The 4,173-nt window shown below is 39.6% G+C and carries 3 protein-coding genes; 1 reads left to right on the forward strand and 2 read right to left on the reverse strand.

Features of this window, described 5'->3' with window-relative positions:
• Positions 1-418: 418 nt before the first annotated feature.
• The gene (locus tag KGY70_17940) at positions 419-2,566 is read right to left on the reverse strand and encodes an alpha-galactosidase (GenBank protein ID MBS3777084.1); all 2,148 of its coding nucleotides are present in this window, start codon (positions 2,564-2,566) and stop codon (positions 419-421) included.
• 152 nt (positions 2,567-2,718) lie between these two features.
• On the reverse strand, positions 2,719-3,225 hold the full coding sequence (locus tag KGY70_17945) for a hypothetical protein (GenBank protein MBS3777085.1): 507 nt from the start codon (positions 3,223-3,225) through the stop codon (positions 2,719-2,721).
• 26 nt (positions 3,226-3,251) lie between these two features.
• Here KGY70_17945 and KGY70_17950 point away from each other — a divergent pair.
• A partial coding sequence (locus tag KGY70_17950; GenBank protein ID MBS3777086.1) for a cation:proton antiporter occupies positions 3,252-4,173 on the forward strand: 922 nt, incomplete at its 3' end.

The following is a 4,173-nucleotide window of genomic DNA, read 5'->3' on the forward strand; positions in this document are numbered from 1 at the left end:
GAAATGGCATGCATGCTGTCAGTTATGCTTCTTTTGATAACAAAAGCCAGGCGAAAAGAGAATTACAGAAATTACGAAACGAAGAGGGCGTTCAGGCCTGGCTGTTGTATTACTGATGGTATTTTGTATGAGTTTATTATTATAAACAGCATACCTATAGCACAATATTACCAATCAGAATTTATCTAAAAGTAAAAATTGCGGATCTTTTATTTAACAATTCTGGCTCTGAATATCTATTCCTTTATAAATTTAGGAACTATCAATTATATTGATGTTTCCAGGTTTTTATCTTAACAATACTTTTCATGATCTTAAACATTCGGCATCGACTCTATTTCGAAGAGAGCTCCTTCATAGTCCCCTTTTAAAAGAACTTTGAATCCTTCCTCCATTAATTTTTTCCCTGACATTTTAACTACCGGTTTTCCTGTAATTTCATTGCGCACAGCATATTTTTTTGGCTATTCAGATATTTTACAAAAACCCTTCTTTCTTCTTCGGGTGCACCGTGGCGAAAAACACCAACAAGGCCTCCGGACTGAGTTTCCGTATTGATACGTTGAAAACCATCCCAACTGCCTTCGGATGGTTCACCAAAACCGGCAAGATCTTGCCGGAATAGCATGTAATTATGTTTTTGCTGGACTTCAGCCATCCAGGAGGAGATGCTGTGTATCCAAGTCCTTTCTTTTTCCTTAAGTTTCATAATGTCACCCAGAACTATCGGGAAAACTCCGGCCACCGACTTGATATAAAGGGCAAAATTGGGATCATCCAGTTGCAGGTTTCCTATGACACATGCTGATGCAGGAATGGTAGGCGAACAAAGCCAGGCAAGGTGACGAGCCTGTAAGGCTCCTTTAGGTCCGCGTTCATAGATATTCGATAACCAATTGCCTTCCGCATGCTTGCACATCGAATAATCGATAAGGTGAGAGGCTCCCATTGTCTCATAGGTACAGTCAATAAACAACTCCGGGAAGGAATTGTGCAACTCATCAAATAAAGCCCAGGCTTGCCGATATATTGCAAGATACGATTCATTCTGACCCCGGTGCCCTGGATGATCCAGAGCATGGCATCCGGACATATCTCTGTCATATATGTAGGCACTGGTCACGATGGCTAGGTCCAGCTTTACATAATTCAAATCCAGCTTTTCCACCTTATCGGCAATTATATTTTTGATATAGCTATACCACTCAGTAGTCATACAAGCTGTAACATTCCTGGAACTCTTACTATGCACACATATAGGCTGGCCATTCCTATCAAGTATAAACCAATCCGGATGTTCCCGGTATACCTTGCTGTATTTTGACGCCATTGCCAGACTGATCCATAATCCGCGTCGAAGTCCCTTCTTTTTTATATAATGAAAACTTGGCTTTAAACCCTGGGGGAACTTTTCGGGATCAGCGATATAATCTCCGCACTTGAATTGCCAATCTAGTTTTTCAGTATGGTCTTCCAGGGTATACCAACCAGCATCAAGTGTTATTTCTTCAATTCCACATTCAGATGCTACATCAGTAAGATTTTTTAACAGGGGCGCATCTACGGTAGCATGGTATGGAGCCCAATGATTATAAGCCAATGATGGAAAATGCGAAACTTCTTTTAAACGTATCCCCATGTGCCGCCGGGTAAAATCCTGAACAGGTCCTTCTATTGCCTCATATGGTGCATCAGTATCACGATAAAGACATAGGAATGTTTGAGGACTCTCCCATTTTTCTCCCGGTTTAAGCCATTTCCGAAAAGGGTAGTCCTGACCGGGATGAGTAAGACCTATCGTAAAACTTATTCCATCGAGAAAAGCAGAAGTTCGTTTGGTAACTCCGGGTGCCTCGTTTCCCAATACAAGACCTAGCCTTTTACGGACATGATGAAGAATAATTGCCGGATCATGCCAATTCCCGAGCATTGGCCCTGTCATCTTATATCTTCCATAACGGGCCATGGTATAACAATTTCCGTCCACATCAAAAAACTTTAAATTTTCAACATCCACAGCTTCCAGCCTGATCTCTTTTTTCCCGGTATTTATGAAAGTTAATTTTTTTCTTATCACTGAAAGTTCAGGATAAAGCAGGTAAGTAATACGGAGAGAAAGATCAGGTGATTGCGTACTCTCCAAATGAACATGTACCCCATCCCCCTCATTTTCGTCTTTCGCTTCTTCTATGTCTTTTAGTAACCATTCATCCATACCGGAAATGACCTTTCCATCACATTCAAAATAAAACTCCTTATTGTCTTTCCTGATATAATTGAAATCGCTTTCACTAAACGACAACAAAACAGTATTAAAAGTAAATCCCGACCTATCGAAATGAATCACACGTTTAATGACCCCATTATTCAGAGTCAGTTCAGAATTGTTCCAGGTTGCATATTTTGAACCTTTACCGGTTTTATATGAATCATGAATTTCAGGATAATTTTTTGGATGCTCCCTCACATTGCCTTTCACTTTTATGATTTCAGGAAAGGCAGTAAGGCCCAAACTTCCTAAACCCAAATATTTTAAAAATTTTCTCCTGGAAGTAGGTTTTTTCATTTTATTAAGCTTTTGTGTATGTTCTGTGTTTTTTTTATCACAACCTTTAAAATTATAATATCAAACCATTCAATCGGAAATATATAAAGATAATATCAAACATCGGAATAAAATTTTTCCCCTTAAAAATAAATATAAAATCACGGAATGTCCTAAAAATTCCTGGTATTTTGTCTTACCAGCTTCCGGGAAAGCTTATCCACTTCGCGGTGATAATCTGTCAACTTTGAGTGCCCCTTTCTGGCATGGCCCTCAATTTTATACATACTGATATTAAAACGGTCCAGAAAATCATAGAATTGAATAATCAAATCCCTGTTTTTTACCTCATTCCCTTTCTTAGTATAATAATTGTTATCCACCAGCTTTTTTCTGCGCCTTAACAAACCAAGCACGTAATCACTGTCGGTATAAACTTCCACTACAAAAACATTCTGAAAGTTTGATTGTATATATTCCAGGCTCTTAATAACAGCTTTAAGCTCCATGGCATGTTGGGTGGCATTTGCTTCAGTATCCTTTAAAATTCTTTCTTCAGAAGGGGTGATAACATAGGATGCCCAGGCACCAATACCATGTTTCGGACTTGCGCTGCCATCTGTAATAATTTTTATGTTATAGGGTTCTTGTGAGAAAATGTTTCTTATTTTTAGACACAAAATAAACGAATCCCTTTTATATAACGATGGAGATTTTTACTTATATGGGTCACCTTTTAAACATCTCTTTTAATTTTGAATATTACCCTTTATTGATTGTTGTCTTTCTGGCATGGCTCATACCGGTAATTCTTTCACTACTGAGGATGCAGAAAGTTCCCACTGTTATTGTGGAGATTGTTGCCGGATATATCATAGGAAAATACTTCATTGCCCATTTCCCGGATACACACATCCAGTCATTGGATTTTCTGGCCCTTTCCGGCTTCATGTTTCTTATGTTTTTAAGCGGAGTGGAGATTGATGTTAATCAGATCCTATTATCATTTCCAAAACGGCGCCTCAACGCCGGTCGTTTTCTTAGCAATCCCCTGCTGGTGGGAATATCTTTTTTTATCTTATCGCTGGTATTTTCTTATCTAACTGCTCATCTGCTTGGCAATCTCATCGAGATCAAAAATAAATGGTACTTTGCCCTGATCATGGTAACTACGTCGGTAGGTATCATCCTGCCTGTTCTCAAATCGAGGAATGAATTAAATTCCCGTTTCGGCCAGATGGTGATCACCGCTGCAGCCGTAGCGGACATCTTCAGCATCATCCTCTTCTCTTTTACGGCATTCATCCTAAAAGAAGGATTTCAGCCCGAACTATTCCTGATCATCGGCTTGTTCTTCCTGTTTTATATATTCTACAGAGCAGGTAACCAGCTGACTCAAAAAACCATCTTCAAAAGGCTCACTTACCAGCTATCCCATGCAGCCTCACAGATACAGATACGCGGCACCATCCTTCTTATACTGATTTTTGTTGCCCTGGCACAGTTCATAGGGAAAGAAATCATGTTGCTCGGCGCCTTTCTTGCCGGGATATTGCTTTCCGTCTTCATGAACAAATCTCGCTCCATTCTGCTGCTTAAGCTTGACGGAATGGGTTATGGCTTCTTTA

The sequence above is a fragment of the Bacteroidales bacterium genome (assembly GCA_018334875.1).
In the GTDB taxonomy this organism is placed as follows: domain Bacteria; phylum Bacteroidota; class Bacteroidia; order Bacteroidales; family UBA12077; genus JAGXLC01.